Origin of the sequence: Neobacillus sp. FSL H8-0543, assembly GCF_038592905.1 — a bacterium.
Classification (GTDB): Bacteria; Bacillota; Bacilli; order Bacillales; family Cytobacillaceae; genus Neobacillus.
The window spans coordinates 882,003-908,751 of the sequence record NZ_CP151943.1 but is presented as its reverse complement, the minus strand read 5'-3'; the positions used below and the strand labels follow the sequence as shown (position 1 = coordinate 908,751).

At 37.8% G+C, this 26,749-nt stretch carries 31 protein-coding genes and 1 other annotated feature; of the genes, 25 read left to right on the top strand and 6 right to left on the bottom strand.

All coding sequences use genetic code 11. The features are described 5' to 3' along the window. The first annotated feature begins 108 nt into the window (after window positions 1-108). The 13 genes from NSS81_RS04840 to NSS81_RS04780 all read left to right on the top strand — a co-directional run bounded on the left by NSS81_RS04840 (window position 109) and on the right by NSS81_RS04780 (window position 13,769). A complete protein-coding gene (locus NSS81_RS04840; RefSeq protein WP_342432409.1) occupies window positions 109-1,176 on the top strand; it encodes an AI-2E family transporter in 1,068 nt (355 codons plus the stop codon). Window positions 1,177-1,387: 211 nt separating this feature from the next. Next, window positions 1,388-1,605: a binding site (T-box leader), on the top strand. 54 nt (window positions 1,606-1,659) lie between these two features. Beyond that, window positions 1,660-4,293 (top strand): alanine--tRNA ligase, encoded by a 2,634-nt coding sequence (alaS, locus tag NSS81_RS04835; protein ID WP_342432408.1) that lies wholly within the window; start codon window positions 1,660-1,662, stop codon window positions 4,291-4,293. A gap of 113 nt (window positions 4,294-4,406) precedes the next feature. Beyond that, the gene (locus NSS81_RS04830; RefSeq protein ID WP_342432407.1) at window positions 4,407-4,673 is read left to right on the top strand and encodes an IreB family regulatory phosphoprotein; all 267 of its coding nucleotides are present in this window, start codon (window positions 4,407-4,409) and stop codon (window positions 4,671-4,673) included. A 3-nt stretch (window positions 4,674-4,676) separates the two neighbouring features. Next, window positions 4,677-5,093, top strand: coding sequence for a Holliday junction resolvase RuvX (ruvX, locus tag NSS81_RS04825; RefSeq protein ID WP_342432406.1), 417 nt, complete (start codon window positions 4,677-4,679; stop codon window positions 5,091-5,093). Between the two features lie 13 nt (window positions 5,094-5,106). After that, on the top strand, window positions 5,107-5,400 hold the full coding sequence (locus NSS81_RS04820) for a DUF1292 domain-containing protein (RefSeq protein WP_342432405.1): 294 nt from the start codon (window positions 5,107-5,109) through the stop codon (window positions 5,398-5,400). A 183-nt stretch (window positions 5,401-5,583) separates the two neighbouring features. After that, window positions 5,584-6,720, top strand: a complete 1,137-nt coding sequence (gene mltG, locus NSS81_RS04815) for an endolytic transglycosylase MltG (protein ID WP_342432404.1) — start codon at window positions 5,584-5,586, stop codon at window positions 6,718-6,720. Between the two features lie 279 nt (window positions 6,721-6,999). Beyond that, window positions 7,000-7,647, top strand: coding sequence for an O-methyltransferase (locus NSS81_RS04810; RefSeq protein WP_342433939.1), 648 nt, complete (start codon window positions 7,000-7,002; stop codon window positions 7,645-7,647). Continuing rightward, window positions 7,644-8,573, top strand: coding sequence for a peptidase U32 family protein (locus tag NSS81_RS04805; RefSeq protein ID WP_342432403.1), 930 nt, complete (start codon window positions 7,644-7,646; stop codon window positions 8,571-8,573). The genes NSS81_RS04810 and NSS81_RS04805 overlap by 4 nt, the downstream gene beginning before the upstream one ends. Before the next feature lie 29 nt (window positions 8,574-8,602). After that, window positions 8,603-9,874 (top strand): U32 family peptidase, encoded by a 1,272-nt coding sequence (locus NSS81_RS04800; protein ID WP_342432402.1) that lies wholly within the window; start codon window positions 8,603-8,605, stop codon window positions 9,872-9,874. A 3-nt stretch (window positions 9,875-9,877) separates the two neighbouring features. After that, complete coding sequence (gene udk / locus NSS81_RS04795; RefSeq protein WP_342432401.1) at window positions 9,878-10,510, top strand: uridine kinase; 633 nt, start codon at window positions 9,878-9,880, stop codon at window positions 10,508-10,510. A gap of 169 nt (window positions 10,511-10,679) precedes the next feature. After that, entirely contained in the window at window positions 10,680-11,156 is a 477-nt protein-coding gene (gene greA / locus NSS81_RS04790) for a transcription elongation factor GreA (protein ID WP_342432400.1), read from the top strand. Between the two features lie 98 nt (window positions 11,157-11,254). Further along, window positions 11,255-13,015 (top strand): penicillin-binding transpeptidase domain-containing protein, encoded by a 1,761-nt coding sequence (locus NSS81_RS04785; protein ID WP_342432399.1) that lies wholly within the window; start codon window positions 11,255-11,257, stop codon window positions 13,013-13,015. 85 nt (window positions 13,016-13,100) lie between these two features. Continuing rightward, a complete protein-coding gene (locus tag NSS81_RS04780; protein WP_342432398.1) occupies window positions 13,101-13,769 on the top strand; it encodes a YrrS family protein in 669 nt (222 codons plus the stop codon). Window positions 13,770-13,793: 24 nt separating this feature from the next. On the opposite strand, the gene NSS81_RS04775 is transcribed toward NSS81_RS04780, so the two are convergent. Then, a complete protein-coding gene (locus NSS81_RS04775; RefSeq protein ID WP_342432397.1) occupies window positions 13,794-14,006 on the bottom strand; it encodes a DUF2536 family protein in 213 nt (70 codons plus the stop codon). Window positions 14,007-14,185: 179 nt separating this feature from the next. Between NSS81_RS04775 and mtnN the strand changes: the two genes are divergently transcribed. The 4 genes from mtnN (at window position 14,186) to NSS81_RS04755 (ending at window position 16,061) form a co-directional block, all read left to right on the top strand. Next, window positions 14,186-14,881, top strand: coding sequence for a 5'-methylthioadenosine/S-adenosylhomocysteine nucleosidase (gene mtnN, locus NSS81_RS04770; protein ID WP_342432396.1), 696 nt, complete (start codon window positions 14,186-14,188; stop codon window positions 14,879-14,881). A gap of 202 nt (window positions 14,882-15,083) precedes the next feature. Further along, the gene (locus NSS81_RS04765) at window positions 15,084-15,332 is read left to right on the top strand and encodes a YrhC family protein (protein WP_342432395.1); all 249 of its coding nucleotides are present in this window, start codon (window positions 15,084-15,086) and stop codon (window positions 15,330-15,332) included. 412 nt (window positions 15,333-15,744) lie between these two features. Beyond that, complete coding sequence (locus NSS81_RS04760; RefSeq protein ID WP_342432394.1) at window positions 15,745-15,885, top strand: YrzI family small protein; 141 nt, start codon at window positions 15,745-15,747, stop codon at window positions 15,883-15,885. 35 nt (window positions 15,886-15,920) lie between these two features. Further along, a complete protein-coding gene (locus tag NSS81_RS04755) occupies window positions 15,921-16,061 on the top strand; it encodes a YrzI family small protein (protein WP_342432393.1) in 141 nt (46 codons plus the stop codon). Window positions 16,062-16,497: 436 nt separating this feature from the next. Here the strand turns inward: NSS81_RS04755 and NSS81_RS04750 are convergent, their stop codons facing one another. Next, window positions 16,498-18,297, bottom strand: coding sequence for a M3 family oligoendopeptidase (locus NSS81_RS04750; RefSeq protein ID WP_342432392.1), 1,800 nt, complete (start codon window positions 18,295-18,297; stop codon window positions 16,498-16,500). Between the two features lie 126 nt (window positions 18,298-18,423). Continuing rightward, window positions 18,424-18,585 carry a hypothetical protein gene (locus NSS81_RS04745; protein ID WP_342432391.1) on the bottom strand — a complete coding sequence of 54 codons (162 nt, stop codon included), beginning with the start codon at window positions 18,583-18,585 and terminating at the stop codon, window positions 18,424-18,426. A 159-nt stretch (window positions 18,586-18,744) separates the two neighbouring features. On the opposite strand from NSS81_RS04745, the gene NSS81_RS04740 reads away from it, so the two are divergent. Next, on the top strand, window positions 18,745-19,713 hold the full coding sequence (locus tag NSS81_RS04740; RefSeq protein WP_342432390.1) for a F510_1955 family glycosylhydrolase: 969 nt from the start codon (window positions 18,745-18,747) through the stop codon (window positions 19,711-19,713). Between the two features lie 19 nt (window positions 19,714-19,732). Here the strand turns inward: NSS81_RS04740 and sigK are convergent, their stop codons facing one another. Together sigK and pssA are read right to left on the bottom strand one after the other, a co-directional pair. Then, window positions 19,733-20,449 (bottom strand): RNA polymerase sporulation sigma factor SigK, encoded by a 717-nt coding sequence (gene sigK, locus NSS81_RS04735; protein WP_342432389.1) that lies wholly within the window; start codon window positions 20,447-20,449, stop codon window positions 19,733-19,735. Between the two features lie 146 nt (window positions 20,450-20,595). Continuing rightward, on the bottom strand, window positions 20,596-21,135 hold the full coding sequence (pssA, locus tag NSS81_RS04730) for a CDP-diacylglycerol--serine O-phosphatidyltransferase (protein WP_342432388.1): 540 nt from the start codon (window positions 21,133-21,135) through the stop codon (window positions 20,596-20,598). A gap of 131 nt (window positions 21,136-21,266) precedes the next feature. Between pssA and NSS81_RS04725 the strand changes: the two genes are divergently transcribed. Beyond that, window positions 21,267-22,049: a phosphatidylserine decarboxylase gene (locus tag NSS81_RS04725; protein ID WP_342432387.1), complete on the top strand. Its 783-nt coding sequence runs from the start codon at window positions 21,267-21,269 to the stop codon at window positions 22,047-22,049. 138 nt (window positions 22,050-22,187) lie between these two features. Here NSS81_RS04725 and NSS81_RS04720 read toward each other — a convergent pair whose 3' ends face one another. After that, window positions 22,188-22,328: a sporulation histidine kinase inhibitor Sda gene (locus tag NSS81_RS04720; RefSeq protein ID WP_342432386.1), complete on the bottom strand. Its 141-nt coding sequence runs from the start codon at window positions 22,326-22,328 to the stop codon at window positions 22,188-22,190. Window positions 22,329-22,804: 476 nt separating this feature from the next. On the opposite strand from NSS81_RS04720, the gene NSS81_RS04715 reads away from it, so the two are divergent. Genes NSS81_RS04715 through yqeK form a run of 6 tightly spaced genes read left to right on the top strand, consistent with a single transcriptional unit; the run spans window position 22,805 to window position 26,747 of the window. Further along, on the top strand, window positions 22,805-23,320 hold the full coding sequence (locus tag NSS81_RS04715) for a YqeG family HAD IIIA-type phosphatase (RefSeq protein WP_342432385.1): 516 nt from the start codon (window positions 22,805-22,807) through the stop codon (window positions 23,318-23,320). Window positions 23,321-23,350: 30 nt separating this feature from the next. After that, on the top strand, window positions 23,351-24,433 hold the full coding sequence (yqeH, locus tag NSS81_RS04710) for a ribosome biogenesis GTPase YqeH (protein ID WP_342433938.1): 1,083 nt from the start codon (window positions 23,351-23,353) through the stop codon (window positions 24,431-24,433). 37 nt (window positions 24,434-24,470) lie between these two features. Then, window positions 24,471-25,319: a shikimate dehydrogenase gene (gene aroE, locus NSS81_RS04705; protein WP_342432384.1), complete on the top strand. Its 849-nt coding sequence runs from the start codon at window positions 24,471-24,473 to the stop codon at window positions 25,317-25,319. Next, window positions 25,306-25,596 carry a ribosome assembly RNA-binding protein YhbY gene (yhbY, locus tag NSS81_RS04700; RefSeq protein WP_342432383.1) on the top strand — a complete coding sequence of 97 codons (291 nt, stop codon included), beginning with the start codon at window positions 25,306-25,308 and terminating at the stop codon, window positions 25,594-25,596. Before aroE ends, yhbY begins: the two co-directional genes overlap by 14 nt. A 25-nt stretch (window positions 25,597-25,621) precedes the next feature. Beyond that, window positions 25,622-26,191, top strand: coding sequence for a nicotinate-nucleotide adenylyltransferase (locus NSS81_RS04695; protein ID WP_342432382.1), 570 nt, complete (start codon window positions 25,622-25,624; stop codon window positions 26,189-26,191). After that, on the top strand, window positions 26,181-26,747 hold the full coding sequence (gene yqeK, locus NSS81_RS04690) for a bis(5'-nucleosyl)-tetraphosphatase (symmetrical) YqeK (RefSeq protein WP_342432381.1): 567 nt from the start codon (window positions 26,181-26,183) through the stop codon (window positions 26,745-26,747). The genes NSS81_RS04695 and yqeK overlap by 11 nt, the downstream gene beginning before the upstream one ends. Window positions 26,748-26,749 lie beyond the last annotated feature (2 nt).

Here is a 26,749-nt window from a genome sequence, read left to right as displayed (position 1 = left end):
CCTCGAATATGAGGGGGATTTTGCTTTTCCTTAGACTAGATAATGTGTTTAAAGTGCATAACTAAAACGAATGTCTCTAAAAATAATAATAATAAGGAGGCAAATTCGTTGGATATTCGCATGAAATGGTTTTATCGAATTGGTTTTTTTCTTTTATTATTAATTGCTGTTTATGTATTCCTTAAAATTCGTTTTGTTTGGCTTCCGGTTGTTAAAATCATTCTGATTATCGTCTTTCCTTTTTTTATCGGAGGGTTTATTACCTATTTGCTCCATCCTATTGTTGAAAAACTCCATGAAAAAGGCTTACACCGCGGAATTGCCATATTTCTTATTTATTTTCTATTTTTTGGAGGGATTGGATTTGCCCTTTATAAAGGTATCCCAGCATTAATCGCACAATTAAGAGATCTATCTGAAAGTGCTCCAATACTTGCTGAGCAGTACCGTGATTGGATAAAAATACTTCAATCACACACAAGGGAATGGCCAGATGGCCTTCAGGAGGAAATAAATAAAGGGATAATCGCCTTTGAAAATAAATTAGATTCGCTTTTGTCGGTTATTGTTGATATACTGCTAAGCTTTCTAAACTCTGCAATACTTATCGTGATTATTCCGTTTATTGCTTTTTATATGCTAAAGGATTTTCACTTAATGAAACGAGCTGCTTGGTATATGACGCCAAAAAAATGGAGAAGAAAAGGGACTAAGTTTCTAAAGGATGTTGACGAATCCCTTGGCGGTTATATCAGGGGGCAGCTGTTAGTTTGTGTCATCATCGGAACGGTGTCTGCTATTTTATTTTGGATATTCGACTTGAAGTATCCGTTAATTTTAGGGTTAGTTATCGCCATTACGAATGTGATTCCCTATTTTGGTCCAATAATTGGCGCTGTACCAGCAATCGTTATCGCTGCAACGACTTCAGGGAAAATGGTCTTCATTACCATTGCCATTGTTTTTGGGCTCCAATTTATTGAAGGGAATATATTATCCCCCTATATTGTCGGGAAAAGTCTGCACATGCATCCGTTAATAATCATGGCTGCATTAACCGGAGGTGGAGAGATTGGAGGAATCATTGGAATGATTTTGGCGGTTCCAACGCTAGCTATTCTTAAAGTAGGTATTATTCATGCGAAAAATCACCTTTCCCATATTAATACTGAGTAGTTTTCTCATATTTCCATTCTCGATAATATTGTCGGCCCTTTATCGACCGAACCAAGTCATGGAACGTAGTTTGAGTCGATGAAAGAGGGTTTCATCGACCGAACCATGTAAAGGAACCAAGTTTGGGTAATAAAAAGAACCTGCCCCCTAAATAGTGGTGAATATTGACAAACGATATTTGTGTCGCTATAATCCTCATATAGAATATTGAATGAACATGTTGAAGGATCAAGTATGTTATAGTCCATCTTTTTAGAGAGGAGCTTCCATAGCTGAAAGAAGCTCTAGATGAAGGATAACAGAAAGCTAATCCAGAGTGCAGCTAACCACTGCCGTGAGTGCCGCGTTAAGGCAATTTTGAGAGATGAATGCAGTTTTTCTTGTGTTCATAATCAGGGTGGTACCGCGAGGCTAGTCTTCGTCCCTGTTAGGGATGAGGGCTTTTTTGTGTTCATTTTTTTAATAAATAGGAGGCGATGAGAAATGAAATACCTGACTGGATCAGAAATTAGAAAAATGTATCTAGACTTTTTTCAAGAAAAAGGACATGCGGTTGAACCAAGTGCGCCACTCGTTCCGCACGAAGATCCATCCTTGCTGTGGATTAACAGCGGCGTAGCAACATTAAAAAAATACTTTGATGGACGTGTCATTCCTGAAAATCCAAGGATTACTAATGCTCAAAAATCAATTCGCACCAATGATATTGAAAATGTTGGCAAGACCGCTCGCCACCATACATTTTTCGAAATGCTTGGAAATTTTTCGATTGGTGAATACTTTAAAGTGGAAGCAATTGAATGGGCATGGGAATTTTTAACGGATAAAAAGTGGATTGGCTGGGACCCAGAGCTATTATCCGTGACCATTCATCCTGAAGACCATGAAGCTTTTGAAATCTGGAATAAAAAAATTGGTATTCCCGAAGAGCGGATTATCCGTCTGGAAGGTAACTTCTGGGACATCGGGGAAGGCCCGAGTGGTCCAAATACAGAAATATTCTATGACCGAGGTCCTGAGTATGGAGATGATCCAACCGATCCAGAAAACTATCCGGGCGGCGAAAATGATCGTTATCTAGAAGTATGGAACCTAGTATTTTCCCAATTCAACCATAATCCAGATGGTACCTATACACCGCTACCAAAGAAAAACATTGATACTGGAATGGGCTTAGAAAGAATGGCATCTGTCGTTCAAAATGTGCCGACGAACTTTGATACTGATTTATTCATACCTACAATTCGGGCTACAGAAGAGATTTCTGGCGTGAAATACGGTGTAGATAAAGAAAAGGATATTGCTTTTAAAGTCATTGCTGACCATATTCGTACAGTTGCTTTTGCTGTTGGTGATGGTGCACTGCCTTCAAATGAAGGGCGTGGTTATGTTTTGCGCCGCTTACTTCGTCGTGCTGTCCGTTACGCAAAACAAATTAACATTAATCGTCCTTTTATGTATGAGCTTGTACCAGTTGTTGGGGAAATCATGCAGGATTTCTACCCTGAAGTAAAAGACAAGGAAGAGTTTATCCAAAAGGTTATTAAGAATGAAGAAGAACGTTTTCATGAAACACTTCACGAAGGTCTTGCTATCCTTGGCAGTGTCATTAAAAAGGAAAAAGAGAAGGGAAGCGACACCATCACTGGGTCTGATATCTTCCGTCTTTATGATACTTACGGTTTCCCTGTTGAATTAACAGAGGAATATGCTGGTGAAGAAGGTATGAAGGTAGACCATGAAGGTTTTGTCAAAGAAATGGAACTGCAGCGTGAGCGTGCAAGAGCAGCAAGGCATGATGTTGATTCTATGCAGGTTCAAGGCGGAATCCTTGGTGACCTAAAAATCAAAAGTGAGTTTGTCGGCTATGGAGAACTTCAAACTAACTCCACAGTCGTTGCGATTGTTAAAAATGGTGAGCTAATGGAGGAAGCGGTATCTGGTGAAGAGGTACAGCTTATTCTCGATCTAACACCTTTTTATGCCGAAAGTGGCGGACAAATTGCTGATAGCGGATTGTTAGAGGCTGAAGGAGTTCTTGTTGCCGTTAAAGATGTTCAAAAAGCACCAAACGGGCAAAATCTCCATAAAGCTGTAGTCCAATTTGGAACCCTAAGAACCAACCAAAATGTAAAAGCAAGTGTGAATCAAGAAAATCGAGTGCAAATTATTAAAAACCATACAGCAACTCACTTACTGCATCAAGCTTTGAAAGACGTTTTGGGCACTCACGTAAATCAAGCTGGTTCACTCGTACAAACCGATCGACTTCGCTTTGATTTTTCACATTTTGGCCAAATAAAGCCAGAAGAATTAGAGGAAATTGAAAAAATCGTAAACGAAAAGATCTGGAAAAATATCGAAGTGGATATTAGCTTAAAGCCAATTGCTCAAGCAAAGGAAATGGGAGCAATGGCGCTATTTGGCGAGAAATATGGTGATATCGTACGTGTCGTTAAGGTTGGAGATTACAGTCTTGAACTTTGCGGCGGCTGCCATGTTCCAAATACATCTGTTATTGGCTTATTTAAGATTGTTTCCGAGAGTGGTATTGGTGCGGGAACTAGGAGAATTGAGGCTGTTACAGGTGAGTCTGCATACCAATTATTAAATGAGCAAGTTAGCTTATTGAAGGAAGCATCAGAAAAACTGAAAACAAGTCCGAAAGAAATGGTAAACCGCATTGAAGTCTTAATGTCAGAAATGAGACAGCTTCAACGTGAAAACGAGTCACTTTCAACAAAGCTGGGAAACATTGAAGCAGGCAATCTTGTTTCTAAAGCGAAAGAAATTGATGGTGTTACGGTATTAGCAGCAAAGGTTCAAGCAGCTGATATGAATAATCTCAGAAATATGGCGGATGATTTAAAGCAAAAGCTCGGATCGGCAGTAATCCTACTGGGAAGTGCACATGATGGTAAAGTAAATCTAATTGCTGCAGTAACTAAAGACTTAATTGACAAAGGCTACCACGCTGGTAAGCTGATTAAAGAAGTCGCAACACGTTGCGGCGGTGGCGGCGGCGGTCGGCCAGATATGGCACAGGCTGGTGGGAAAGACCCTGAAAAACTCGATTCTGCCTTACAATTCGTTGAAGAATGGGTAAAATCAATTTGATAATGAAACAAAGTAGTGTAAAATGAAGGTGACTAAACTAGCAATGCAAAAGCGCCTCGGCGCTTTTGCTAGACATACAATTATCTCCTCTACAAAAAAGCGAGGTGCATGTTATGAGCTCATTTGATAAAACGATGAGATTTAATTTTCCAGAAGAACCCTTTGAGCACGATGTCAAGGATGTCCTATTTCAAGTTTATGAGGCATTGCAGGACAAGGGATATCATCCAATCAATCAAATTGTCGGTTATCTATTATCTGGAGATCCTGCTTATATTCCGCGCCATCGGGATGCCCGAAACATCATTCGAAAGCTTGAGCGCGATGAAATAATTGAGGAATTAGTTAAGTCCTATCTAAAACAGCAACGAGAGGGATAAGTAATGCGGATAATGGGATTGGATGTAGGTTCTAAGACAGTCGGCATTGCGATAAGTGACGAACTTGGCTGGACTGCACAGGGAATTAAAACTCTCAAAATTAACGAAGAAAAAAATCAGTTTGGTTTTGAGGAAATTGGGCAATTAATAAAAGAGTATGGTATAACAATAGTAGTCATTGGAATGCCGAAAAATATGAACGGTACAATTGGACCGCGTGGCGAAGCAAGTAAGCAATTTGCCCAAGAAATTGAAAAGCAATTTTCTGTTGATACTGTTTTGTGGGACGAGCGTCTGACAACAATGGCAGCGGAACGGGTATTGATTGAAGCGGACGTGAGTCGGAAGAAACGTAAAAAGGTAATCGATAAAATGGCAGCTATGATGATTTTACAAGGCTATCTTGATAGCAGAAATTAATGAGGTGAAGAAAATGGAACACGGAGAAAACCAGATCACAATTATAGATGAAAAAGGAAATGAGCAACTATGTGAAGTGTTGTTTACATTTGAATCAGAGGACTTCGGTAGATCGTACGTATTATTCCAACAAGTTGGAGAAGTAGATGAGGATGAAGAAGGACCTGAGATTCATGCTTATGCTTTCAACCCTTCTGAGGATGGCGACGACGGCGAACTTATCCCAATTGAAACAGAAGAAGAGTGGGACATGGTTGAAGAAATGCTTAATACTTTCTTTGACGAACAAGAAGAAGACGAAGAATAATTTTTTTAAAAAATCGACCTAATAAGGTCGTTTTTTTTTACCAAAAATTCCTATATTTCGTGATAAATTGACAAACTTCGCTCTATATGCTGAAATAATATCGATATGCTTTTTTAAAAGATGAATAAAAAAGAGTTTGAAAGATAGATGCAGCATGGGTCATGTGAGAGGAGTCCGTATAAAATGTCAAAAAATGAAAAAGACTCAAAAAAAGCACAAATACAAAAAAGAATGCTTGAACAGCAAAGCGAGGCAAGGATTGTTCGGAGAATTGTCATGATTATTACAATTCTTACCCTTATATTAATCGTTTTTATTGGTGGAGGCGGATATCTTTATATTAAGTCAGCCCTTGAGCCTGTTGATGCTGACAGCAAACAACAAAAAAAGGTTGATATTCCAATTGGTTCATCTGTGACAGGGATATCAGAGAGATTAGAAGCAAGTGGTGTGATTAAGAATGCAAAGGTTTTTAAATACTATGTGAAATTTAAAAATGAGTCAGGTTTTATGGCCGGAGAATATGAGTTAAGTCCTTCAATGGAGATTTCTGAGATTGTCAATCGTTTAAAAACAGGGAAAGTCCTTCAACAGTCTGCTTTTAATTTAACGATTCCAGAAGGAAAACAGCTAACTGAAATTGTTCAAATTATGGCAAAGGCAATAGATAGACCCGAAGAAGAAGTATTAAATGAAATAAATGATAAAGCATTTATTCAAAAATTAATGGGTAGGTATCCTAATTTGCTGACTACCGATATTCTAAATCCTAATGTGAAGTATCCACTGGAAGGCTACCTGTTTCCAGCAACTTATCCGTTTTATAAGACGAACCCTACGGTAGAAGAAATGGTAGTGGCTATGCTTGACCAAACTCAGAAGGTCTTAGCCGTTTATGAAGAGGCAAGTAACGAAAAGGAGCTTACTTTGCACCAATTGCTGACAATGTCTTCTTTAATTGAAGAGGAGGCGACAATGCAAGCAGATCGCAAAGGGATTTCAAGTGTTTTTTATAATCGCATTGAGCAGGGAATGCCGCTTCAAACGGACCCAACTGTCCTTTATGCACAAGGGAAACATAAGGAAAGGGTTTTATATGAAGATTTAGAAGTCAAATCACCTTATAATACCTACAAACATACTGGCCTTCCTCCTGGTCCGATTGCCAATGCAGGAAAGGCATCAATTGAGGCTGCACTGGAGCCAAGTGACACAAATAATTTATACTTCCTGGCAACAGGTGATGGAACGGTGTTATTCTCAAAAACACTTGAGGAGCACAATGAAAAGAAGGCAAAATATATTACCAACAAGGATTAGTTAACTATTAATGGGGGAAGGTTTTCTTTCCCCATTGTTTATGTTAAAATAGTTCAAGTGTTTTATAAGCAATTTATAGCGTTACTCACAGTAATTGTTTCTCGAGGCATTTTTTTGCCAGAAGGCGTTCGTCGATAGGATTATCGATGATGTCGAATTTAATCTGTGAACGCTATTTTTTCATGTCTAAAGAAGATGTCTAGTTCAAGCATCATCTTAGGAAAAAAATTAACCCCTTTTTTTCCCTGGCGCTTGAACTTTGAAGTGAGGTGATGGCAGCTGCTGAATGATAAGCTGCATTCTTATATTGAAGGTCTAGTACAAAACCGTGGAACTTTGTTTATGGAAATGGAAAAGTTTGCTGGCCAAAACAAGGTGCCAATCATGGAGTTAGCAGGAATTGAAGCGATGCTTCAAATTTTAAGAATCCAAGATTCAAAAAAAATCCTGGAAGTGGGCACGGCTATTGGTTATTCAGCCCTACGAATGGCTGAAGCACTGCCGAATGCAAGGATTGTCACAATTGAAAGGGATATCGAACGAATCCAGTTAGCAGAAGAGTTTATTGGACGCTCATCGCTATCTGACCAGATCATCCTAATCAAAGGCGATGCGCTGGAGGTAGAGGAGTTTGTTAGTGGTCAAGCCCCCTATGATGCCATCTTTATCGATGCTGCTAAAGGGCAGTATCAAAGATTCTTTGAAATGTACTCAAAGTACCTAAATGAGGACGGAATAATTATAACAGACAACGTCCTATTTAAAGGGCTTGTAGCTGAATCAGAGATTGAATCTAAGAGAATACGGAATCTTGTTAAGAAAATAAATGATTTTAATCATTGGCTGATGAATCACCCTGACTATCATTCGATCATTCTCCCAGTTGGGGATGGCGTTGCAATAAGTAAGAAGAGGTGTTTATATTGAAAAAACCAGAATTATTAGTAACTCCAATCTCAACAAATGATATCTTACCGCTCGCTGCAGCGGGTGCAGATGCATTTGTTATTGGGGAACAAAGGTTTGGACTGCGGCTAGCTGGTGAATTTAGCCGAGCCGAGGTTAAGGAAGCAATTAAACTGGCGCACTCACAAGGAAAAAAAGTGTATGTGGCGGTAAATGCTATTTTTCATAATGATAAAGTGGCTGAGCTTGATGATTATATCAAATTTGTCGCGGAAGCGAACGCAGATGCTATTATTTTCGGTGATCCTGCTGTATTAATGGCCGCTCGTGATGTTGCGCCAAATTTGAAACTGCATTGGAGCACAGAAACGACAGGGACGAATTGGTATACCTGTAATTATTGGGGGAAAAAGGGCTCAAAAAGAGCTGTGCTTGCCCGTGAGATAAATATGGATGCCATTGTGGAAACAAAAGAAAATGCTGATGTTGAAATTGAGGTTCTGGTACATGGAATGAGCTGTATGTTCCAATCAAAACGTTCACTTTTAGGTAATTATTATGAGTACCAAGGAAAAGCAATGGAAATAGAAAATCGCAGCATGGAAAAAAATATGTTTTTACATGATAAAGAACGTAGCAATAAATATCCAATCTTCGAGGACGAAAATGGAACGCATATCATGAGTCCAAATGATATTTGTATCATCGATGAACTCCAAGAAATGATAGAAGCTGGAGTAGATTCCTTTAAAATTGACGGGATCCTTAAAAGCCCTGAATATATTATCGCTGTAACGGCTGCATATCGGGAAGCAATTGATTTATTTGTCGAAGATCCTGACAAGTATGAAGATAAAAAGGACGAATTATTATCCGCTATTGAGGAGATTCAACCCGAAAACCGTACATTAGACACGGGCTTCTTTTTCAAAGAAACGGTTTATTAATATTATTTTTTAAGAAGGAGGAAACTTGTGTGAATACCATAAAGGATAAAATTTCTGAGATTGTTGATGGCAAACGGGTTATCTTCAAAAAACCTGAACTTCTAGCTCCTGCAGGAAATCTTGAGAAATTGAAAATAGCTGTCCAGTATGGTGCAGATGCTGTATTTATTGGCGGTCAAGAGTATGGGCTTCGTTCCAACGCTGATAACTTTACTTTTGAAGAAATAAAAGAAGGCGTAGAATTCGCAAAAAGATTTGGTGCGAAAGTTTATGTAACAACAAATATATTCGCTCATAATGAAAATATTGATGGCCTTGAGAAATATATTCTCGGCCTAAAAGATACAGGTATTGCAGGTATTATTGTTGCAGATCCACTGATTATTGAAACTTGCCGCAAACTAGCACCAGAGATTGAAATCCATATCAGTACACAGCAATCCCTATCCAACTGGAAAGCTGCTCAATTTTGGAAAGAGGCTGGTGCTGAACGCGTCGTATTAGCACGTGAAGTAAGTGCGGAAGAAATGAAGGAAATGAAAGAAAAGGTTGATATTGAGATTGAAACCTTTATCCATGGCGCTATGTGTATTGCTTACTCAGGTCGTTGTACCTTAAGTAACCATATGACCGCTAGAGATTCTAACCGCGGCGGCTGCTGTCAATCGTGTCGTTGGGATTATGATTTATATCAGTTGGAGGGCAGCAAGACGGAGGTTCCTTTTTATGAAGAAGGAGAAGCACCGTTTGCGATGAGTCCAAAGGACCTGAACTTAATTCAGGCTATTCCCCAAATGATTGAGTTAGGCATTGACAGCTTAAAAATTGAGGGCAGAATGAAGTCAATTCATTACATTGCAACTGTAGTTAGTGTTTATCGGAAGGTCATTGATGCCTATTGTGCTGACCCTGAGAACTTTGTGATTCAGCGCAGCTGGTTAGAAGAATTAGATAAATGCGCAAACCGTGAAACAGCACCGGCATTTTTTGAAGGTGTTCCAGGGTATAAAGAGCAAATGTTTGGTAATCATAGCAAGAAGACAAAGTTTGAGTTTGTAGGTCTTGTGTTGGATTATAATCAGGAAACACAAATGGTGACCTTACAGCAGAGAAACCACTTTAAACCAGGACAGGAAGTTGAATTCTTCGGTCCGGAAATTAATAACTTTACTCATGTGATTGATAAGATTTGGGATGAAAAAGGTAATGAACTGGATGCAGCAAGACATCCGCTTCAAATTGTGCAATTTAAATTGGACAAGCCGGTATACCCTAACAACATGATGCGAAAGGAGAACTAGCTTATGCGCAAACCAGTTGTTATTGGTGTTGCCGGCGGTTCCGGCTCAGGTAAAACAAGTGTTACAAAAGCAATTATTGACAGTTTCAAAGATCATTCCGTTTTAATGCTGGAGCAGGACTATTATTATAAAGATCAAAGTGATTTACCGTACGAGGAACGTTTAAAAACAAATTACGATCATCCGTTAGCTTTCGATAATAATCTGTTAATTAATCATATTGAAAAGCTTATACGTTATGAATCAATTGAGAAACCTGTTTATGATTATTCTCTTCATACGCGTTCAAATAATGTAATTATCGTTGAACCTAAGAATGTAATTATTTTGGAAGGTATACTTATTTTAGAGGATCAGCGCCTCCGTGATTTAATGGATATTAAACTATTCGTCGACACAGATGCAGACCTTAGAATTATTCGACGGTTATCCCGTGACATTAAAGAACGGGGACGTACATTGGATTCGGTTATTGACCAATATATTAATGTGGTCCGACCAATGCACAATCAGTTTATTGAACCAACAAAGCGTTACGCAGATGTGATTATACCTGAAGGTGGTCAAAATCACGTAGCGATTGATTTAATGGTCACAAAAATTCAAACAATTCTTGAACAAAAATCAATTTTGTGACACAATAGCTAAGAAAAGTTCTATATAATTGCTATTAATGAATAATATAAGTGCGCGCCCTTTTATAGAGGACGCGCTCCTATGTATTTGTGTGTTAAGCAATAAAACCTACATATTAATTCATACACAATCTATGGGGGATTGTGAAGACTAGAAGGAGTGAGAAGTTTTGGCGATAGAAAAAGTATTTCCAATGACACAAGCAGGAAAAGATAAACTTGAGCAGGAACTTGAACATTTAAAATCTGTAAAACGGAAAGAAGTCGTTGAAAGGATTAAAATTGCAAGAAGTTTCGGTGATTTATCTGAAAACTCCGAATATGATTCAGCGAAAGAAGAACAAGCTTTTGTTGAGGGTCGAATTACCACAATCGAAAATATGATCCGCAATGCTAAGATTATTAGAGAAGATGAAGTGGCAAGTGATTCTGTAGCATTAGGAAGATCTGTTACGTTTGTTGAACTTCCCGATGGTGAAGAGGAAACGTATACAATCGTAGGAAGTGCAGAGGCTGATCCATTTGAAGGGAAGATTTCTAACGACTCCCCAATTGCAAAAAGCCTTTTAGGCAAAAAAGTCGGCGATCAGGTGTCTGTTCAAACACCTGGCGGTGACATGAGCGTACGTATTGTATCAATTAAATAATTCATAATTTGTCTAGTTTCAGCGCCTGGACAAGGCGCTTACACTTTTCATGTTTGAAATGTGAAAACCTCGTCAAAACTTTTGACGAGGTGTTTTTTATGTGGCGAAGACGAACAAAAGGATTATTGTTTATCATCATAGTTGGCCTATTGGTTCTTATAGCACGTTTAGTGCAAATTCAATTAATTGAAACGGAAACCTTTTCAAAGCATAATATAAATTTACTTGAGGAAAGCGTAAAGCAAAGAACGCAGGAATTGGTCATAGATAATGGCCGGGGGAACTTTTTAGACAGGGATGGGAATATGCTTACCCATAAAGAGGTATCTGTTCTGGTTCTTTTTCCATTTTTGAAAAATATCAATTGGGATATAAATAAGGTTGCAGCCATCATGGGGATTCCTATTAACGATTTGAAAAATCATGTTGAAGAGGCAAAAAAACCCTTTGCCTATGGAGAACCAGAGCCGGTGGAATTAACGGCATTGCAAACCGAGCAAATTAATGCATTGGAAATTCCAGGTGTTTTTGCCGTTGAGAAAAAATTTGAGCGCTTGGAAATTCCAGCAGAACATTTAATTGGATTAACAGGTGAAAATGCAAAGGAATTGACTAAACGTTATCCTAAAAAGGAATTATCCGTAAAGACGTTAATCGGTGTATCTGGTTTAGAGGAAAGCTTTGATGAATTTCTGCTGGCTGAAGGAAAGTCTAAACTTGTTTACCATGTTGATGGAGACGGTGCACCATTATTCGGAATCAATGTGAAGTATGTTGACCCTGCTAATCCATTTTATCCTGTTAATGTACGAACAACATTAGATAAAGACTTGCAGTTGCGATCAGAGGGATTAGTGGACAAGCACGGAATAAAAAAGGGTGGATTAGTTCTTTTAAATATCGAAGATAACAGCGTTCTAGCCAGTGTATCACGTCCAATTATTAATAAAAAAGATCCCTATAATGATGCTGGGATTACCGATCGGATGTTAAAGCAGGAAATAATGGGCTCTATCTTTAAAACCGTTGTTGCAGCCGCTGCAATTGACAATAACCTGGATGATCCATCTAGATTTTTTGATTGCAGCAAAAAGATTAATGGAGAACCAGAATTAAAATTCAATTATGGTAATTTAAATTTTTCTGAGAGCTTTGCGAGAAGTTGCAATCGGACCTTTGGAGAACTTGCAAAGGAATTACAGCAAATTGACCAAGAGCTACTAGAAAAGTATGCTGCCAAATTATCCTTAATTGGCACTGTTGGCTGGCAAGGAGAGGTTTATCATACCAGTCATTTTAAACAACTTAAAGGGGAAGAAAAAGGCAGAGTGTTTTTATCTGAAGAGGCAAGAAAAGACGCTAATTTCGCAGCGATGTCAGGTATTGGCCAGCACGAGGTTAGAGCAACCCCGTTAGCGGTGGCAAATATGATGGCTACAATTGCAAGAGGTGGAAAGAAGGAAATGGTTCGTACCGCGTCAAAAATTGAATACAAGAACGGTACAACAATGGTTAGTTTCGAAAATCAAAACCTGCCAGGGGATAATATCTCTCCCTATACAGCTATGAAACTGCAAAAGTTGCTGCGTGAGGTGGTTACCAACACGAATGGTACAGGAAAAAGGTTTATAGACTTGCCATATGAGGTTGCAGGAAAATCAGGAACTGCGGAAACAGGAAAATATGATAATAATGATCAGCAGTTGCATAATAAGTGGTTTGCTGGTTATTTTCCATATGAAAATCCAAAATACGCCTTGGTTGCTGTCAATTTAGATGTACTTGAGAATGAAGGCAGTGTCCAATCATTATTTGCAGATATGGTAGAAATGATTTACCAAGCAGACAAAGGACAATAATCCTTGAACATAAGGGATAATTCTTCAAGTTCTATTCAATTCATGTTAAAATATTGGAAGCCTAATTGTTTGGAGTGATAAAGAAATGAGTAACGATTTTCAATCTAATTCTCGATCAGGTTACCGAGCTAGAAGAAAAAAAACGAATTTAATATTGAATGGTTTAATTATCCTGGTTCTTGCGCTAATTGTTTTTGTTGCCTATTCGATTTTTTCAGGTGATAACCAGGCAACGTCAAAAAAAGAGCCTGCAAATAATGGAGAGAATCAATCTGTAAATAAAGAAGATACCACTAAGGAAGATAATGAGACCGCACCAGAAGCTGATGGAGCAGTTAATGATGATGAAGAGGGCAATGAAGAGGCAAGTGAAGAAACGACAGCCCCAGCCCAACCAGATGAATCTCAGGTTGTGGTTACTGAAGGAGGGTCATCCTCCAATGTACTAAAAACAATCGAAAATCCGAGTTGGAAGCCAGTGGGGACCACGCAAACGGGTGAGCATACTCCTGTGTTCGAAGAGGAATCAGTCGACTGGCAAGAAATGCTTAAGGCCTTTTCCTATGCAACTGGCATTGAGCAAAATAATATGATTACTTACTGGGTAACAAGTGATAAAACAACAACCAACGCCATAATTGGTACGGTTTACTCTAAAGATAAGCAAAATAAATACAGGGTTAATATTAAGTGGGTCGACGGCGAAGGTTGGATGCCTACAAAGATGGAAGAGCTAGCTGAACTTGAAAAATAAGCAAAGGATAGGCCGATTATTGGCCTATCCTAATTTTTTGTGCTTAAAATGTACTACAGCTGTAAAATAAGCTAGCCCTTTTTCATTTGCATACATTTGATGTGAGACAGAGTGAACTCCTAGTAAAATTGCTTTGTTTTCTTCAATTTTGACCTCTATTTTCTTTTCTAATGTTTTTAGATCTGTTGCATCAAAAAACTCTATCTTATCCTCGATAAAATCAATTTGAAAATTCATCCACGTCATTCCTTTCCATGTCTTCATTTTAGAGGTTTCTAACCTTCTAAGCAATGAACGATATAGCATTTCCGTCTCAAAAGATGGTATCATAGTGTTTGCGGATACGATAGATGATCCAAAGGAATAGTAATATCAAGTAATTTTAAAAAGTAAAAGAGAGAGAAAGAGGTTTTATAATGAAAATAGCTATCATCGGAGCAATGGAAGAAGAAGTTACATTATTAAGAGACAATATTGAAGAAAGTACACAGGAGACGGTTGCAGGCTGTGAGTTTACTTTTGGGAAGATGCGTGGTGCCGATGTTATTTTACTGCGCTCTGGAATCGGGAAAGTGAATGCAGCGATGTCAACGACGATTCTTCTTGAAAAGTATAAACCTGATTGTATTATTAATACGGGCTCTGCAGGAGGATACAATCCTGTTCTCAACGTTGGAGATGCCGTGATCTCTACAGAGGTTCGTCATCATGATGTAGATGTTACCGCGTTCGGTTACGAATATGGCCAAGTTCCACAGCTTCCTGCTGCTTTTATTGCAGATGAAAGATTAATAAATGTGGCCGAACATGCTGCCAATGAAATTGAAAATTTCCAAATTGTTAAAGGGTTAATCGCTACTGGAGATTCTTTTATGGAGGATCCGATACGCGTTGATTTTGTCCGGACTAAATTTGAACATTTACAGGCTGTTGAAATGGAAGCGGCTGCAATTGCTCAAGTGGCCTACCGATTTGAAGTTCCGTTTGTAATCATTCGTTCGCTTTCAGATATCGCTGGAAAAGAGTCGGAACTCTCCTTTGACCAATTCATTGATAAGGCTGCGCTTCATTCTTCGACGCTGGTAATGAAAATGGTTGAAGCTTTAAAGTAGCTAGTAGTTACGTATAACAATTATGGGTCCGGCTAATAAGCCGGGCCACTTTTGTGTGATTTTCTTATTTCGCTGATAAACGCGTGATTTTTGCTGAAAACTATAGTCACACCGGGTATTTCTAAAATTTACATGCGCTGCATTGCTGAATTATATGGTAAAGTAGCTTAGTAGATTCTATGAAAAGTAGGTGAATCGGAAAGTGAAACAACATTCAAAGTTCCTTTATGACAAAATGGTCGATTTCAAACGTTTTGCCGTTCTTTTACTCGCTGTTGGCGTATTTTTCTATTTAGGTGTAATCATTCCATCTGAAACAAAAACTGAGATGGATTTAAATATTATGATGCTTTCGTCTATGTCATTTTTAGCGGTCGCAATTTTATTCTTTATTCAATCAAAAAAGTGCGAATTAAAGCTTAACGAAATGGAAAATGGTCAGGATCATTAAGCGTTCCCAGTATTGGGGACGTTATTTTTTTGCTTAAAAAAACTAAGCAAAATGACTATTTTTTTAAAAAATTCAAAAATATGGTTTACAAAGTATTGGTTCGTGGATATAATTACCGTAGTTAGTAAAAAATTCCGAAGGAGGTCGAGTAAAATGATTGAAGTAAACACTGCTATGAAAACTTTATATTTTAATATCACGCATTCGACCAGACTGGAATGGATGGCTAACTAATTTTTTTAGTTTGTTACCTTACATATCCATGCCGCAGGGAGAATGACACCCTGCGGTATTTTTGTGTCCAAAAATAGTGCCGCAAGGGGGTGACTTCTTGCGGCCTTTTTGTGTCGTTTAGATATGGATATTTTTGACAATTTGTGGATATATAGGTATTTTAAGGAGGTGGATTCGTATGACCCTGAATATATTATTCCTGTCGATTAACATTAAAAAACGTAAATTTACTCTTGAAGAGGCGTTACACGAAGAGCGAGTTGAAGAGCTTTATGAAGAAAATAAAGACCGCCAAATATCGATTCATTATTTCATGTAAAATCCATAACAGATTTTTTAAGGAGGTGCGTATATATGACACTAAATATCTTATTTTTATCGATTACTATAAAAAGACGAAAGTTAAACGTTGATGAAGCCATTGAACAAGAACGAATTGAAAAGCTTTATGAAGCGAACAAAGATCGTCAAATTTCCATGCAGCGTTATTTATAATATTGAAGAAATATATTAAAAGAAAGGGGTTTTTTTAAATGAAATTTTTAATGCAGGGAAGAGGAGCAAGCACGTGGGTTATAAAAGATACCACCTAGTTATGGAGGAGATAGAAAATGCCGTTACATTTATTGTTTCTGTCACTGTTTTTACGGAAAAAGAAAAAAGATAAATTATAATATCATAATAAAATTTATTTGCTAATACTAAATAATTTTTGTTAACAAAATGTTCATATTCCCTTAAGTTAGCTACTGTGAAAATGTGATAAATTCAAATTAGCATAGTAGCTTCTATCTAAAGGGGTGGAGAATATGTTCATGGCTGTCATGGCGTTAGTTATTACTGGGGCGATTACTTGTGTAATTTCGGCAGAATTGAGTGTCGAATAAGTAAAGAAAGAGGGTGTCTCACTTATTGAGAGCACCCTCTTCTTTTACTTATCTTCGGTTAACTGCAAGAATTCCTTTATATCATCAAGACAGAGGCCAACAGCTTTTTCCCAGAAATCTTTTTGGGTTAAGTTAACTTGTAAATGCTTCTCGGCAAGGTCCTCAACGGTCATAGAAGCAGTATCTCTTAATAAAGCAATATACTTCTCCTCATAACCTGTTCCTTCTTCGAGTGCCTGTGCGTAGATTCCAAGTGAAAACAAATAACCAAAAGTATATGGGAAGTTGTAAAATGGTACACCTGTAATAAAGAAATGGAGTTTTGAAGCCCAGAATAATGGATGATATTCTTCTAATGCCTCACAATAAGCTTCTTTTTGTGCAGCCTCCATCAATTCATTTAAGCGTTCACTCGATACCTGCCCTTTCTTTCTCTCCTCATAAAAGCTAGTTTCAAATAAGAAACGGGCGTGGATATTCATTAATAGTGCAACTGTTCTTTGGATTTTATCATCTAAAAGAACCAGTTTTTCTTCTTCATCCTTTGCCTTTTTCACAGCAGCATCGGCGACAATCATCTCAGCAAAGGTAGAGGCTGTTTCCGCTACGTTCATTGCATAAGCACGATTAAGGTGATGTACTCCTTTCATGGCGTAAGTGTGAAAGCCGTGACCTAGCTCGTGAGCAAGGGTCGAGACATTCGAAGGAGTGCCTGAATAGGTCATGAAGATTCGTGATTGATTACTCTCAGGGAAGAAAGTACAGAAACCGCCAGGGGCTTTTCCAGGGCGGTCCTCGCCTTCAATCCATTGCTCTTCAAAAGCTTTCTTTGCAAAAGTAGCCATTTTTTCTCCAAAAAGAGCAAAGTTTTCCTCAATAAATTCAGCACCCTCTTGATATGAAACCTTAGATTCTGTTTTTCCATAAGGGGCATCTAAATCAAACCAGCTTAGTTTTTCAACTCCTAAAAGCTTAGCCTTTCGGTTTAAATACGCTACTAACAGCTGTTTGTTTTCGGAAATAACTGTCCACATCGTTTCAAGTGTTTCAGGTTTCATCCGATTAATGGTTAACGGCTCTTTTAAAACCTCATCCCAGCCTCTTTTCTTATAGACATTTAAACGGAAGCCTGATAAATGATTTAACGTCTTTGCTAAATAATCCGACTGTTCACTCCATGCCCTTTCCCAATTTTTAAAAACAGACTGGCGAACAGTACGGTCAGGATTAGAAAATTTGTTGGCAGCCTGACCGACAGATAGTTTTTTTTCCTCACCGTTTTCGATAACAGTAATTTTTATTTTCCCGACTATTAGGTCATACAGTTGACCCCAGCTATGATAGCCATCGACACCGAGTGCGCTAATAATCGCTTCTTCATCCTTTGAAAGCTTATCTTTGGCCCGTTCCCGACGCTCTGTAAGTGAGTAGGATAGTTCTTTGAAAAAGTCATCTGCTAAGATTTGAGACCATACCTCGTCAGAGATAGAGGTCAGCAAGTTGTCAAAGGCACTGAGAGCCGTTTGAAAAGATGCACTTAATCCTGTTACGGCTGCATCGTGTGAATAGGCCTTTTTATCATCGGTATTTTGGGCCTGCAGGCAACTGACAAAAGCAGAGGCCTGACGGAGCTTTTGTCCGACTTGTTCGAAGTCTGTTAATAATTCTTTTAAATAGACCATATCCTCACTAGTATGGAGGAGAGTCCAATGATTAACTTTTGTTTGGAAAAGTTCGATTAATTCGCTGGTAATCTTTAAGTGGTCAGCAAATTCAGGTGAGTCACTGCCCCCTTTGAAAATTACATCAAGATTCCATACATCTGAATATGTAGTAGCTGTCATTCTTGTACCCCCTTTTTCTAATGTACCGTTCTATTATAAGATTATTTTTTGAAAAGTTCCATTACTTCCAATTGTATGCTGTTACTAAAAAATTAGGCTTATGCAAAAAGCATAAGCCGTCCATTTTTAACAGTATGTTGTATAATACCACCATCCGCCAAAGATAAGCACTAGAATCAATAGTACGATAAACAGTGCATACCATCCACCGTTGATACTAGGATATGGAACAGGGTAGGCTGGATAGGGTGCTGGATACATATAAGGATATGGGTAACCGAATGACACATAAATACCCCCTTTCCTTTTTATATTAGGTTATGTGCCTGTATAATATCTTGTATAGGCAGTTGCTGATTTAGGTTATATTATTTGACACTGTTTAGGGACTGGGGTATAAGTGGATGGATAGTAATGAAAAAAGGTTAGATTTTCGGAGGTATGAATGTGAAGATTCAGAGGAAAATGCTTCTATTCGTTTTAATAGGGTTACTTATCGTTGCGTCCGGCTGCACAAATGAAAGTCAGAGTGAAAAGTCGATGCAAAGTAAAACGGAGGAAGAAGTAAAATTTGAAATAATTCAGGCAGAGGACATAAACATCAAACAAATTCATGGTATCGGCTACCCAGGGAATGATCAGGCACTCTACATAGCTACAAATACTGGCATAAAAATGTATAAGGAATCCAAGTGGTTGGAGATGACAACCAATCAACATAACTATAGTAGTTTTCAAGCTGTTAAGGATGGATTTATTACTAGTGGAAGTCTAAATAAAGGTGAAGAACCAACTGATTCGCTCGGCATTGTTCAAAGTAATGACAAGGGCCAAAGTCTTAGCAAAATTGCCTTTCATGGGGAGAATCATTTTTATTTCATGGCTGCGAGCTATTTTGGGAATGGGATCTATGTTATTAATCAAGAAGAGAATGATCAATTAGACTTAGGTGTTAACTTTTCTACAGATAACGGAAAGAACTGGACAACAAGTGAATTAAAGGATTTTACTGCTGATTCACTTGGCATGATTGCAGTGAATCCCGCTAATGAAGATATTATTGCGATGTCGACAATGTCTGGTATATTTTACTCAGAGGATAACGGGAATACGATGAAGCTGATTACAGACCCGTACATGGTAACAGCTTTGACCTTCGTAGGTGATAACTTGCTATTTTCTAGTGTTGAGAATGAAAAGATTCATTTGAAAATGATTAATCCTAAATCAGGTGAACAAACAACGCTATCCATTCCATTTTTGGATTATCAGAATCCAATAACTTTCTTAGCGGTTAATCCGCATAATGATCAGCAGCTAGCTTTTACTACCTACACTAATGACTTATTTGAATCAACCGATAACGGGACAAAGTGGATTAATCTATTACAGGATGGAAAAACAGAGCCGGAGTAATTCCGCCTCTGTTTTTTCGTCAGCCCTTTTTTTTCTTTTCCTTTTCTGCGCGGTAAAATTCATGAAACATTTTCATCAATGCACGCTTTTCGATTCTTGAAACATAGCTTCTTGAAATACCAAGTTCCTTTGCAATTTCCCGCTGGGTCTTTTCTTTTTGTAAATCGAGGCCGAACCTGCCGATGATTACTTCCTTTTCACGTTCGTCTAATACATCAATATATTTTCTGATTTTTTCAAGTTCCATATTTAACTGGATCGTATCGATGACATCTTCTGATTCAGATTTGAGCACATCAATAAGGGAGATTTCATTCCCTTCCTTATCTTGACCGATTGGATCATGCAAGGAGACATCCTTTTTCGTTTTCTTTAGTGCTCTTAAATGCATAAGGATTTCATTTTCAATACACCGTGCAGCATAGGTTGCAAGCTTAGTACCCTTGCCTTCTGAATAACTTTCTATCGCCTTGATTAGACCGATTGTACCTATCGAAATTAAGTCTTCTGAATCTTCACCTGTATTTTCAAACTTTTTGACAATGTGAGCGACAAGCCGCAAGTTATGTTCAATTAACATATTGCGTGCATGTGAATCCCCCTCAGCCATCAATTTCAGGTATTTTTTTTCATCTGCAGCAGATAGGGGTTGCGGAAAAGCATTATTTTTTACATAAGAGACAAGAAATAGAAATTCTTTTAATAAATATCCTAGAGCTGTAACAATACCAGACATGATTATCCACCCCCGTGCTTTTTAGGCAAATGCCTATAATTAATTCCTATGTGAGAAAAAGGGCGATTGTGTCTGTCCTGTGTATTTTATTTAATAAAGGATAATATTTTCCATAAAAAAAAGCCCAGTTTAACTGGACTTCTGGTTTAAACTTTTTTTAGTTTATATGGACTTACCATTAAGAATGACAGAATAATAATAATGAACAAAAATGTTTGACCAGGTAAGAAGGGAATAGCCAAAAAGCTTAGTGTTGTTAGGCACCCTGCAGCAGTTATTGGTAATCCTGTAAAGTAACCATCGCTCTCGGTAATATTGAAGCGAGCAAGTCTAAAAGCTCCGCACGCTATATAGAAAACGGTGAAAAATATTCCAGGTACGCCAAATTCATTCAAAATTCCTTGATATAGTAATAGTGCTGGCGCTACTCCAAATGATATAATATCACTCATGGAATCTAATTGTTTTCCAAGTTCAGATTCAATATTTAATTTTCTTGCAATCATCCCGTCGAAGCGATCAGCTAATGCTGCAATAAATATTAACAGCAAGCTTAGTCTTAAATTTCCTTCGATGGCAAAAATAATTGCAAAGCCACCTAAAGATAAATTCGTTAATGTCATTACATTTGCGGTTTGAGCTTTAAATTTTTTAATTGTTGAATCGAAAACGTCTAATAAAAACATTTCTCTTCACCACTCCTTTTTAACAAGCCGGAAGGAATCAAGTTTTCCTTTAGTTAGTCTATTTTATTTAAGTTTAAAGCTTTTATGCTATTTCGTAAAGAGTATTTTTACACTTTTTTGGAGGTTAGTCAATGATACAACATTTATACAGAGTAATGATAGAGCTAACAAATGGAAAATGGTCATCCAAAGTATTGCAGCAATTTGCCCGTTCAAGCATTAGCCGGTTCATGGTTCCTTCTTTCGCAAAAGTCTATCAGCTCAATCAACAGGAGATGGAAAATTCCTTAGACAAGTATCCGACTTTGCATGATTTATTTATCCGGACACTAAAGAAAGATGCGAGAGTGATTGACCAAGGTGTCGATTCTGTGACAAGTCCTGTTGATGCAGTTATTGAAGATGTTGGGACGATAAAAGAGACAAGTGAAATGATTGTAAAAGGAAAAACATATTCAATTGAAGAAATGTTAGCGGACAAAACGGATATAAAAAAATATTTAAATGGCACCTTTATGATTCTTTACTTAAGTCCAAGCCATTATCATCGTATCCATAGCCCTGTCTCAGGGACTGTTCTAAGGCAATGGACACTCGGATCTAAATCGTATCCCGTAAATAAGTTGGGCTTAAAATATGGAGTTCGAACACTGGCAAAAAACTATCGGGTCATTACCGAGGTAGAGACCAGGTCAGGCCATGTGGCAGTTGTTAAGGTGGGTGCGATGTTTGTGAATTCGATTGAAATGACACATGGTGGAACCGTGCTTGAAAAGGGTGAGGAAATGGCGTATTTTACCTTTGGTTCGACGGTAGTACTGTTATTCGAACAAGGAATATTTAAATTGGATCCGTCTATTCATACACCTAAGGAGATAAAAATGGGGGAAAAACTAGGAGTAATTAGTAAATAGTACTAAGCTATATTTTCAAGAAAACTTAGTTAAAAGTTATTGTTGATTTATAACTAAGTTGACTGGAGCGGAAATCAACGGTCACTATAACAAATCATTTAGAAAAAAGAAAAAGCCCTTTAAGGGCATATATAAGTTTTAAGAAGATATTTTCATTTTGTTATAAAGGGAACGACGACGAATTTCCTTTTCAATGAGGTGAATAAACTCAGAACTTAGATTTAGTTCTCTAGCTTTATAATAGGATTCAATTAATAACTCATCTGACAGATTACGCAAGTCGGAAGGCACCTCCCTAGTGAAATAATTGGTTCTAAATGAAAGCTGTTAAGCATAAAATGGTAGGTACAATTGCTGTACCCTAAATCTACCAAATTTACTTATTGAGGACAACCTTTCCAATTATTCACAATTAATGGTGGATAACTTGTTAGTAATTTGTTTATAAAGTATCAAAAAGTAACGAATGCAATTGGTATTTTGTTAATAACTTTATCCACAGGCGGTAAAAAACAGAAAATTTGTCGAAAAATATTTTTGGTTTTATACATCTTTTTTTAAAAAATGTTTATTTTGTAAGGTACTAACGTTCTTTCTCATGTATTATTGTAATTTGACAAACAATAAGTGGAATAAGAAAAAAAGAACCAAAGCATTAATTAGTTTGTTTTGAAACAAAGGTTAAAATTGGTTATGATGGTACAGAAAAGCTACAAGTAGATGAATTATAGCTAAATTAATGAGGTGTAAACTTAGTGTTAAAGAAATTTTTACCTGATGAACATGTGAAGAGCGTTCTGGATATAACTCCCGAACATTTGAAAGAAAGAGGGATAAAGGGAATTATCACCGATTTGGATAATACTCTTGTGGAATGGGATCGTCCAAATGCCACACCTCAATTAATTAAATGGTTCGAGGGTATGAGAAATAATAATATCCTTGTTACGATTGTCTCTAATAATAATGAAGAACGTGTCAAGGCGTTTTCAGATCCGTTACAAATACCGTTTATCTTTCGGGCACGAAAGCCGTTTATCCATGCGTTCAATAAAGCTCTTTCCCAAATGGGAATTAATAAGAAAGAAACAGTCGTTATCGGTGATCAATTACTAACAGATGTTTTAGGTGGGAACCGGAGTGGATTTCACACGATTCTAGTTGTGCCTGTTGCACAAACAGATGGTTTTTTTACAAAATTTAATCGCTTCGCTGAACGAAGGATTTTAAATTGGTTCCGGAAAAAAGGTCTATTACAGTGGGAGGAATAAAGTTTGGGTGAACAACAGGAATATTTATGCATGGGGTGCGGAGTGGGTGTCCAAACGGAAAATCCCGCTGAATTAGGATATGCTCCAATGTCTGCACTTGAAAAGGATACGATAATCTGTCAGCGATGTTTTCGCTTAAAGCATTATAATGAAGTTCAAGATGTTAGTTTGACGGATGATGACTTCCTAAAAATACTCAATGGCATTGGAAAAACCAATGCACTAATTGTAATGATTGTTGATATTTTTGATTTCAATGGCAGCTGGCTGCCAGGCTTACATCGGTTTGTCGGTAATAACAAAGTTTTACTTGTGGGCAATAAGGTTGATTTACTGCCAAAATCGATTAATCCAAATAAATTAATCAATTGGATGAAGCATGAATCGAAGGAGCTTGGCTTGAGGCCTGAAGAGGTATTCCTTGTAAGTGCCGAGAAGGGGAAATTTATTAAGGAAACTGCTACAGCAATTGATAGGTTGCGTGAAGGAAAAGATGTTTATGTTGTCGGATGTACAAATGTAGGGAAATCTACATTTATTAACCGAATCATAAAGGAAGTAACTGGTGAAGGGGATGTAATCACGACCTCTCATTTTCCTGGTACAACTTTGGATGTAATAAAAATTCCTTTAGATGATGAAAAAGCATTAATAGATACACCAGGGATTATCAATCATCATCAAATGGCGCACTTTGTAGATAAAAAAGATTTAAAAATTATCACACCTAAAAAAGAAATAAAACCGAAGGTGTTCCAATTAAATGAGGGACAAACATTGTTTTTTGGTGGATTAGCACGTTTTGATTATGTAAGTGGCGGAAGAAGGTCTTTTGTGTGTCATGTGTCGAATGAATTAAATATTCACCGGACGAAAACAGAAAATGCAGAAGAACTTTATCAAAACCATGTGGGAGAAATGTTAGCACCACCGCGAAAAGATCAAATGGACACTTTTCCTGAACTCGTAAAACAAGAATTTATGATTAAAGAGGCAAAAACGGACGTGGTCTTTTCAGGACTCGGGTGGATTACGGTAAATGAACCAGGGGCAAAGGTAGTGGCGTATGTGCCCAAAGGTGTTCAAACCTTACTCCGCAAGTCGTTAATCTAACTAAAGGTTTTGTGGCAATGGAAATGGGGAGAAACGGATGAAGAAGCTTTATGCAGTTTTGGGAGATCCAATCGGTCAATCCATGTCACCGATTATGCATAATGATTTATTTTCTTATTATCAAATGGATGCAGCCTATCATCCTTTCCAAGTGAAGAGTGAGGATTTAAAAGCTGCCATTCTGGGCTTAAGAGCCATCGGAATATCTGGATTTAATGTGACTGTGCCACACAAAAGTACAATCATTCCATTATTAGATGGAGTCGATGAATTGGCAATGAGCATTGGTGCTGTTAACACGGTGGTAAATGAGGACGGAAGATTTGTCGGCTACAACACCGATGGACTGGGGTTTTTAAAAGGGTTATCTACCTATCTCCCTTCCATATCCGATCGTAAGGTTTTGGTAATTGGTGCAGGCGGGGCAGCAAGAGCGATTTATTTTACTTTAGCCTATAATAAGCCGCAAGTCATTGATATTGCTAATCGCACGATTGAAAAGGCGGAAGAACTTATTGAGGCATGCCCATTTGAAGTATCGTCAAGAGCGTTAGCCTTAAATGATGCTAATAATCATTTAGAAGACTATGATGTAATCATTCAAACAACCATGATTGGTATGTCCCCGAAAGTTTTGGAACAACCGTTAATGATTACAAACCTAAATCCTCATGCCTTGGTATGTGATATTATTTACAACCCACTAGAAACAAAGCTTTTAAAAGAAGCAAGACAAAGGGGTGCAACTACCCAAAATGGATTGGACATGTTTGTTTATCAAGGTGCATTAGCCTTTGAAAAATGGACAGGAATCACCCCTGACGTACAACGAATGAAAGAGAATGTTTTAAAACAGCTGGGAGGCACACAAAATGTTAACAGGTAAGCAAAAAAGATTTTTGCGTTCACAAGCCCATCACTTGGATCCTATTTTTCAAGTAGGAAAGGGTGGGGTTAATGAAAATATGATTAAGCAGGTAGCTGAGGCTCTAGAAGCAAGAGAGCTATTTAAAATAAGCGTTCTGCAAAATTGTGAGGAAGATAAGACTGTTGTTGCAGAGCAGCTTGCTAAGGGTGCAGGTGCTGAAATCGTTCAAGTAATTGGAAATACCATTGTTCTGTACAAAGAATCGGTGGAGAAAAAGCAAATTAAGCTTCCCTAAATTACACAATGAAGGAGGCAGATTCATGAGTAAGATTGGGATATTGGGAGGGACATTTGATCCCCCCCATAATGGTCACCTTTTGATAGCCAATGAGGTACTATCTGAACTTAGGCTTGATGAAATTTGGTTTATGCCTAACCAAGAGCCTCCTCATAAAAGGAAGTCGGATTTTGTTGAAAATCAAGAGCGTTTGGAAATGCTCGAGCTCGCAATTGAAGGAAATACAAATTTCAGAATTGAAACGATTGAGCTAGAAAGATCAGGTCCTTCATACACAGTTAATACGATGAAATTATTAAATGAAAAATATCCAAACCATCAATTCTTCTTTATTATTGGGGCGGATATGATTGAGTATCTGCCGAAGTGGCATAAAATCGATGACCTGGTTAATCTTGTACAATTTGTTGGGGTTGAGAGACCCAAATATAGTCTTAAAACAGAATATCCAGTCATTTATGTCGATGTTCCGGCATTTGATATTTCATCCAGTGTCATTCGAGAGAGAGTAAAATCCAGAAAGACGCTCCGATATTTATTACCTGACAGGGTTATCAAGTATATCAAGGAGAAACAGTTATATGGAACGTGATGCGGCCTTAAAAATTGTAAAAGAACAATTAACTGAGCACAGGTACCAACATACCTTAGGTGTGATGGTCACTGCAATCGCCTTGGCAAAGCAATATGGTGCCGATGAACAAAAGGCAGAATTGGCTGCAATCTTTCATGATTATGCAAAATTCCGTCAAAAAGAAGAAATGAAGCAAATAATTATTAAACAGGGATTTTCAGAGGATCTGCTTCATTATAACCCTGAGTTATGGCACGCCCCTGTTGGAGCTTATCTTGTTGAAGTTGAAACTGGAGTAACCGACCCAGAAGTTTTAGATGCTATTCGCTGGCATACATCCGGAAGACCCGGGATGACACTGCTTGAAAAGATTATCTATTTAGCAGACTATATAGAACCTGGACGCCATTTTCCCGGGGTCGAGGAAGTTAGAGAATTGGCCAAAGAAAGTTTGGATAAAGCTTTAATAAAAGCTGTCCATAATACGATTCAATTTTTAATGAAAAAGTCGCAGGCTGTATATCCTGACACCTTTCATACGTATAATGATTTAGTAAAAAAACTGGAGGATTGATG

Excerpts from the sequence above, each read along its gene's own strand:
- alaS (WP_342432408.1), top strand. The coding sequence starts at position 1,660 with ATGAAATACCTGACTGGATCAGAAATTAGAAAAATGTATCTAGACTTT.
- NSS81_RS04830 (WP_342432407.1), top strand. The coding sequence starts at position 4,407 with ATGAGCTCATTTGATAAAACGATGAGATTTAATTTTCCAGAAGAACCC.
- ruvX (WP_342432406.1), top strand. The coding sequence starts at position 4,677 with ATGCGGATAATGGGATTGGATGTAGGTTCTAAGACAGTCGGCATTGCG.
- NSS81_RS04820 (WP_342432405.1), top strand. The coding sequence starts at position 5,107 with ATGGAACACGGAGAAAACCAGATCACAATTATAGATGAAAAAGGAAAT.
- mltG (WP_342432404.1), top strand. The coding sequence starts at position 5,584 with ATGTCAAAAAATGAAAAAGACTCAAAAAAAGCACAAATACAAAAAAGA.
- udk (WP_342432401.1), top strand. The coding sequence starts at position 9,878 with ATGCGCAAACCAGTTGTTATTGGTGTTGCCGGCGGTTCCGGCTCAGGT.
- NSS81_RS04785 (WP_342432399.1), top strand. The coding sequence starts at position 11,255 with ATGTGGCGAAGACGAACAAAAGGATTATTGTTTATCATCATAGTTGGC.
- NSS81_RS04780 (WP_342432398.1), top strand. The coding sequence starts at position 13,101 with ATGAGTAACGATTTTCAATCTAATTCTCGATCAGGTTACCGAGCTAGA.
- NSS81_RS04775 (WP_342432397.1), bottom strand. The coding sequence starts at position 14,006 with ATGAATTTTCAAATTGATTTTATCGAGGATAAGATAGAGTTTTTTGAT.
- mtnN (WP_342432396.1), top strand. The coding sequence starts at position 14,186 with ATGAAAATAGCTATCATCGGAGCAATGGAAGAAGAAGTTACATTATTA.
- NSS81_RS04760 (WP_342432394.1), top strand. The coding sequence starts at position 15,745 with ATGACCCTGAATATATTATTCCTGTCGATTAACATTAAAAAACGTAAA.
- NSS81_RS04755 (WP_342432393.1), top strand. The coding sequence starts at position 15,921 with ATGACACTAAATATCTTATTTTTATCGATTACTATAAAAAGACGAAAG.
- NSS81_RS04750 (WP_342432392.1), bottom strand. The coding sequence starts at position 18,297 with ATGACAGCTACTACATATTCAGATGTATGGAATCTTGATGTAATTTTC.
- sigK (WP_342432389.1), bottom strand. The coding sequence starts at position 20,449 with ATGTCTGGTATTGTTACAGCTCTAGGATATTTATTAAAAGAATTTCTA.
- pssA (WP_342432388.1), bottom strand. The coding sequence starts at position 21,135 with ATGTTTTTATTAGACGTTTTCGATTCAACAATTAAAAAATTTAAAGCT.
- NSS81_RS04725 (WP_342432387.1), top strand. The coding sequence starts at position 21,267 with ATGATACAACATTTATACAGAGTAATGATAGAGCTAACAAATGGAAAA.
- yqeH (WP_342433938.1), top strand. The coding sequence starts at position 23,351 with ATGGGGTGCGGAGTGGGTGTCCAAACGGAAAATCCCGCTGAATTAGGA.
- aroE (WP_342432384.1), top strand. The coding sequence starts at position 24,471 with ATGAAGAAGCTTTATGCAGTTTTGGGAGATCCAATCGGTCAATCCATG.
- yhbY (WP_342432383.1), top strand. The coding sequence starts at position 25,306 with ATGTTAACAGGTAAGCAAAAAAGATTTTTGCGTTCACAAGCCCATCAC.
- NSS81_RS04695 (WP_342432382.1), top strand. The coding sequence starts at position 25,622 with ATGAGTAAGATTGGGATATTGGGAGGGACATTTGATCCCCCCCATAAT.
- yqeK (WP_342432381.1), top strand. The coding sequence starts at position 26,181 with ATGGAACGTGATGCGGCCTTAAAAATTGTAAAAGAACAATTAACTGAG.